The organism is Neobacillus vireti (assembly GCF_001026695.1).
Taxonomy (GTDB): Bacteria; Bacillota; Bacilli; order Bacillales; family Cytobacillaceae; genus Neobacillus; species Neobacillus vireti.
In genome coordinates this window covers 564,942-571,399 of sequence record NZ_LDNB01000007.1, presented here as the reverse complement: position 1 = coordinate 571,399, position 6,458 = coordinate 564,942, and the positions used below count along the sequence as shown (strand labels likewise).

Here is a 6,458-nt window from a genome sequence, read left to right as displayed (position 1 = left end):
TAGGCACGCCGCCAGCGTTCGTCCTGAGCCAGGATCAAACTCTCCAAGAAAGTTGATTAGCTCATAAAATAAAACGTTGGTTTAGTTTCTAAAAGAAACTTAAAAATATTGTTTGTTGACGTTTTTTGTTTGTTTAGTTTTCAAAGAACAAATGTATTTACCAGCGAAAAAAATATTATTGTTTTCTCCGCGGCTTGTACTCTCTTTTTAAATCAGCCACTTTAAAGCGACCTCATTAATTTATCATATCCAACTCCGTAATGTCAACAACTTTTTTAATTTCTTTTTTCGTTGTTTGACTCTCTCGAAGAGGACAAGATTTAATATAACATGAAAAAATAATGATTGCAATATAATTTTAAAAGGTTTTTTCAAAATATTTTTCGCAATCATCATTCATCATATTAGGAGTGAAATCAGTACTATTTTTCCACTATTCTATTTAATTTCGCTTTTTTCCTTTCAGACATGACAAATAATAAAATTCCGCCAATTACAATTAATCCACCCAAAACTTGAGTCCAAACAACATTTTCTTCTAATAAGTAGTAGGCGAGAATTGCGGCTCCGACTGGTTCGAATAAGATCGCCATCGAGATGGTCGAGGTACTGAGCCATTTTATCGACCAATTGAATAAGGTATGGCCAAGTAAATTTGGAATAAGGGCAAGCAAGATGAAACAGACCCAATCTTGTTTTGGGTATGGAAATAGTGGCTGACCCGCTGCCAAGACATAAATTAACAGGGTGATTGAACTCATAAAATAGACGACAAATGTATATGTAATAAGTGATAGCCTTTTTCGAACATCTTGACCAAATAATAAATAGGCTGTAATTAACGCACAGGCGATTAGGGCAAGTAAATCTCCAATTAGTGCATTACCACTAATTCGGAAATCCCCCCAGCTAATGAGAACACTCCCAGCAATAGCAATGATTCCGCTGATAATCGCCATACTCGAAGATTTCTCCTTAAAGAAAAAATAGGTTCCCACAAATGCAAATAAAGGCTGCAGGGTAACAAGAACTGTTGAACTCGCTACCGAGGTGTAGTTTAAGGACTCAAACCACAGGATAAAATGGAATGCCAATAATACTCCTGCAATGGCTGAAAAAAACCAGTCCTTTTTGGTGATATGACGAAACTCGGAAACATATTTCGTTAGGAAAATAGGAAGCATCAGTAGGACAGAAAAAAGTAAACGGTAAAAAGCAATAACTCCTGATGGAGCTGAACTCAGCTTTACAAAAATGGCCGATGTCGATACTGAAATCACACCAACCGCCAGCACGAAATATGGATTAATTTTTGATTCTTCCATGACGATCTCCTTTGTAGTACTATAAGTTTGATTTCATTATTTTACAGTTATTAAATCCCTTTTACTATATAAATACATTAAATCAATAGAATTTGACATTGGACGTGAATTTAGATGAGTAGTATTGATATCGAAATTTTGATGAAATTAGGAATTTCTGCTGTCTTCGGGTTAATAATCGGTCTCGAACGAGAGCTAAAAAGAAAACCAGTCGGCTTAAAGACGAGCCTCGTTATTTCCACCGTAAGCTGTCTACTGACCATTGTTTCAATTGAATCAGCTTATATGTTCCCTGATTCCGATCATGTTAAAATTACAATGGACCCGCTCAGGTTGGCAGCCCAGATTGTATCGGGGATGGGCTTTATAGGTGCTGGAGTAATCTTAAGGAGAGGCAATGACAGCATTTCCGGGCTCACGACGGCTGCGATGATCTGGGGGGCAGCAGGAATTGGAATTGCCGTTGGGGCTGGATTTTTTATTGAAGCCTTTGCTGGTGTGGCCCTGCTTATTATAAGTGTTGAACTAATCCCTTATTTAGTGAAGTTCATTGGCCCTAAACAATTAAGGGAGAAAGAAATCATGCTCCAACTTTTTATTAAGGAAAAAGTCCAAATCGATAAAGCCATTTCTTTAATAGTAGAGAAAAAGTATATCATTCGAAGGATTCGCATTAAAGATTTAGACAACGGGGATCATCTCGTGCAAATATTAGTTGCTGTAGATTATCGGGAAAAAACAACAGATGTTTATTTTTTTATTTCAGAATTAGAAGGAGTGCAGAAAGTGGAAGTTGAGAGCATGAGGTAACACTAAAATTTTCTTTCCGCTTTTTTTAAATTCCCTCTTGCAAGAATCGGTTTTTACAGATATAATTTTTCTTGTACCAAATAAGGGGGCTTAGCTCAGCTGGGAGAGCGTTTGGCTGGCAGCCAAAAGGTCAGCGGTTCGATCCCGCTAGTCTCCATATTTAAACAACGAAAACCCAAGTCATCTTAATAATGACTTGGGTTTTTTGTTACTTTTTCATTGTTCCATATTGGCATAGCAAATAACCGCTAAATAAAAGTGGGACTGACGTTTTTCTCAGTCCCACTTTGGGTTTAATAAAAGAATTTATAACATTGAACTTCGAGAATTGTCCAGCTCCAGCGCCCTAGCGGCTAATGTCCTTCGCACTCCGCCCTACGATAAGTCAACATCGGTTCGCTTCGCTCACCGTGTTTCCTTTATCTCAGTTGGAGTGCTCCAGGCCATACGCCGCTGAACAGGGCGCTTGCGCTTTTCTATATCATTTTGGATAACTTCGTTTCGTTTTACCGCTTGATTTACGAGACTCTTCCCGTTTATTTTTGGGAGGTGCTCCTATAGCAGTTTTGCTTCTTCTTTTATCTGGACCAGCCTTGGTTCCCCTTTTTTGCCCGCTTCTATTCTCATTCGGATTCGAATGCTTTCGATTGCGTGGTCCGCTTTTTTGTTTTTCCCTCGCTGTACCTCGATTATCACTCTTCCTATTAGGCAGGCCGCCGCGCGAATTGTTTTCGCTCTCCTCAGAATTACCTGTGTCCTGCTTTTGAATGGTAATAGCCAGTTCTTTTTCAATCATAGTGAGCACAGGTATATTTGCTGAGGTATAAAATGTAATTGCTATTCCGGTCATTCCCGCTCTGCCCGTTCTTCCGATACGGTGAATATAGCTTTCCGCATCCTCAGGAATATCGTAGTTAAACACATGGGTAACCCCTTCAACATCGAGTCCCCTTGCAGCTACATCGGTTGCGACTAATAATTGTGTCTCAGCATCTCTAAATCGTTTCATCGCCTGTTCTCTTTTAGCCTGTGATAAATCGCCATGCAATTCATCACAGGGAAAACCGTGGGCTTTGAGCGCATCATACAGTTTGCTTACTCTCCGTTTTGTCCGGCAAAAAATAACCGCTAAAAACGGCCGATGCGTTTCAATTAAGTGAATGAGTGCGGCTTGCTTCCCGCGGTCAGTTGTAAGAATGGCAAGCTGTTTGACATTGTCCGCCGGACCTTGGGTTTTTTCCACCTGAATATATTCCGGTGCACGCATATGCTTTTTGGCTAATTGGCGGATTTCCGGCGGCATCGTTGCCGAGAACAGCATTGTTTGTCGTTCATCCGGTGTTTCCCTAATAATATCTTCCACTTCACCAAGAAAGCCAATATGAAGCATTTGATCTGCTTCATCTAAAACAAGGAAGGATATTTCTGATAATCGGATTGTTTCTCTTCTTATGTGATCTAACAGCCTGCCAGGTGTTCCAACGACAATTTGCGGATTCTTCTTTAGTTTTTTTAGCTGTTTAGCAACATCCTGACCGCCATACACGGCCAAGACATCGACACCCTCAATATCAGCGATCAATTTTTCAATTTCTACGGTGATTTGCAACGCCAGTTCTCTTGTTGGAGTTACGATTAGTGCTTGTACATGCCCAGCTTCCCGGTCTATTTTTTCAAGAATTGGGAGGATAAAGGCAAATGTCTTCCCTGTTCCCGTTTGCGCCTGGGCAATAATATCGTTCCCTTTCATCACAAATGGAATCGCTTGTTCTTGGATTGGTGTTGGTTTAGCAACACCATGGCCGCGTAATTTATCTACTACTACTTCTGAAATACCTAATTCTAAAAAATCTGACAAAAATACCCCTACTTTCACATTTCCTATCCATTAATATTGCGTGTTTATTGTCGGAATTGCAAGGGGACAGGTACCTTGTCCCTTTTTATTTAGATATTATTTTCTTGTATTAGAACCAATAATCTTATATTCGCGGTTGCCTTTTCTAGCCAAGAGAATTATACTTTTGTTAATACCAACTTAATCAATCGGAATAGTTAAATTAAAAGGAGTGAGTGTATGTCCCAGCAAAGTTTTCTTATCATCCATGGATTAGGAGGAAGCGGACCTGATCATTGGCAGACTTGGCTTGCTAATGAATTAAAGGAAAGAAACTATCATGTTTGTTATCCAACCTTCTCACAGTTTGATTCACCTGAAAAAGCGGTTTGGTTAAAGGAATTAAATTCAGCCATTGAAACAATCCCGGCTGAATATCAACTCACAGTTATTACGCACAGCCTTGGCTGTCTTTTATGGTTACATTACGCAACTAGTAAAAATAAACGGCACGCTAAAAAGGCTGTACTTGTTGCACCGCCATCTCCAAAAATTATTCTATCTGAAGCGAAAACTTTTTATCCGGTTCCTATAAATAAAAATCAGCTAGCGCAAGCGGCTGAGGAGACTCTGTTTGTTCATTCATCCAATGATCCATATTGCAGTCCTGATGATGCTGAAAAGTTCAAGAGTTTAAATTCGCCCACGATCACACTACCTTCTGCAGGCCACATTAATACCCTCTCAGGGCACGGAAAATGGCCGTTGATATTGGATTTATGTCTTAATTCTGAAATGATCTTTAATTAAAAGGAGTGATGCAGATACATCACTCCCTCGTTATATTAAGCTATTACCGCCGCTTTCACCCATTGATTTTCAACCGGAATTCCGGCATCCTTTATTGTACGGAAAACAGGGCATCTAAGGTCAACTGCCTTTTGCAATTCATCAATTCTTTCTTGCGGTTCGGAAGTTTCAACAACTGCTTTGACTGTGACTTGCTGGAAGTAAGGTTTTACCGATAAATCCCCCATCAACCCTGCTAAATCTAGACTGCCTTCTACATTAAATGAAATTCCTTGAAGATCGAACTTCATTTCCTGAGCAATCAATTGGGCCATAACATTTTCACAGGCAATCAGTGAGGATAGAAACGTTGACAGCGGATCAATCGCCGAGTCCTTTCCACCAAACGATACTGGTTCATCGATCGCGATTTTATGCTTGCCGGCAACCGCATCGAGACGCATTCCCGTTCCTTTACCTTCTACTTTAAGATCCATCATTTGTCCCATTTTAATTCCTCCTATGCAAAAACCATTTCCCGCAGCTTCTTTGCCGCCTCTGACATAACCTTTAATTTTTCAAAAGCAATCTTGTCACTATTCATCGGGCGTTGTGCAAACGTTCCGAAGCCGCAATCCGGATTTAAGAAGATTTTGTGATCCGCAATATATTTTCTCGCTTCTTGGACCCGCTCAACGATTGCTTCCACAGATTCAACCGTTTCCGTTCTTGGATTGACGATGCCAAATCCGAGCTCTTTTCCGCCAAAATCTTGAATCGCATCAAGCTCCCCGGCTCGAGGTGTTGCATATTCAAGTATTAGCTGGTCGATATTTACATTTGCCAGATACGGAATTAACGGATAATACGGGCCTCGCAGCAGCACCTGCTCTTGCGTGCTCCAGTTGCCTCGGCAGACATGAACACCGATTCTTGAACCCCTGCCTAACATTCCGGCTGTAACCTGATTCATTAAATCCAGTGCAAACGCGATTTCTTCTTCAGCATCTGCTTTTGCCGTCAATGCGCCGCACATAAATGTCCGATTGGCATTTTTTTGTGTAAAAACAAGCTCCGTTAATACCGGCTCGTCGAATTGAATAAAATCAACTCCAGCCGCAATTAACTCTTCCAGTTCTTCCCGCAAAACTTTAATAATATCAACAGCCAAATCCTCTTTCGTTGGGTAAGCATCTTTCGATAACCCTTCTACCCACATGGCCCTTGTTAACAGGTAAGGTCCTGGCAGCATGACCTTAATCGCTTTATCTGTATGTTTCTTTAAAAATAAATAGTCATTTAATGCAAGCGGCTTTTTGCGGCTGATTTTCCCAGCAGCTGCCGGGTTAGACATCGAGAACGCCGGAACATCTAATGTTCCAAGAATTTCCTCAAAGCTTGCTTTATCTTCGACATATTCAAGTAACTCAGACACCATCAGCATTCGAACATTATTGAGATGTTCTGCTACAAACGAAATAAAATTATCGCGGCGCTGCTCGCCGTCAGAGACAATATCAATCCCTGCATCCTCTTGCCATTTCAAGCATTGCAACACGGCCTTATCCGCAATTGACTGAAACTCTTCTTCGCTTATTCTTCCGGCCCGCTTGTCACGCATAGCCTTTTTCACTTCAACTGTCCTCGGCCAGCTGCCAATCACAGTAGTTGGAAACGTTGGTAAATTCACGATTGTT

The 6,458-nt window shown here is 40.7% G+C and carries 6 protein-coding genes and 1 tRNA gene; 3 read left to right on the top strand and 4 right to left on the bottom strand.

All coding sequences use genetic code 11. The annotated features are described in order from the left end of the window. Positions 1–422: 422 nt before the first annotated feature. Entirely contained in the window at positions 423–1,325 is a 903-nt protein-coding gene (locus AA980_RS09810; RefSeq protein ID WP_024031210.1) for a DMT family transporter, read from the bottom strand. Positions 1,326–1,439: 114 nt separating this feature from the next. Here AA980_RS09810 and AA980_RS09805 point away from each other — a divergent pair, with 114 nt between their 5' ends. Continuing rightward, complete coding sequence (locus tag AA980_RS09805; RefSeq protein WP_024031209.1) at positions 1,440–2,135, top strand: MgtC/SapB family protein; 696 nt, start codon at positions 1,440–1,442, stop codon at positions 2,133–2,135. An 84-nt stretch (positions 2,136–2,219) separates the two neighbouring features. Then, positions 2,220–2,292 (top strand) — tRNA-Ala (locus tag AA980_RS09800). A 324-nt stretch (positions 2,293–2,616) separates the two neighbouring features. Here AA980_RS09800 and AA980_RS09795 read toward each other — a convergent pair. Continuing rightward, on the bottom strand, positions 2,617–3,993 hold the full coding sequence (locus AA980_RS09795; protein WP_024029310.1) for a DEAD/DEAH box helicase: 1,377 nt from the start codon (positions 3,991–3,993) through the stop codon (positions 2,617–2,619). Between the two features lie 219 nt (positions 3,994–4,212). Here AA980_RS09795 and AA980_RS09790 point away from each other — a divergent pair, with 219 nt between their 5' ends. After that, on the top strand, positions 4,213–4,782 hold the full coding sequence (locus tag AA980_RS09790) for an RBBP9/YdeN family alpha/beta hydrolase (RefSeq protein ID WP_024029311.1): 570 nt from the start codon (positions 4,213–4,215) through the stop codon (positions 4,780–4,782). Between the two features lie 35 nt (positions 4,783–4,817). On the opposite strand, the gene AA980_RS09785 is transcribed toward AA980_RS09790, so the two are convergent. Then, a complete protein-coding gene (locus tag AA980_RS09785; RefSeq protein ID WP_024029312.1) occupies positions 4,818–5,270 on the bottom strand; it encodes an OsmC family protein in 453 nt (150 codons plus the stop codon). Positions 5,271–5,281: 11 nt separating this feature from the next. Further along, positions 5,282–6,451 (bottom strand): cobalamin-independent methionine synthase II family protein, encoded by a 1,170-nt coding sequence (locus AA980_RS09780; protein ID WP_024029313.1) that lies wholly within the window; start codon positions 6,449–6,451, stop codon positions 5,282–5,284. Positions 6,452–6,458 lie beyond the last annotated feature (7 nt).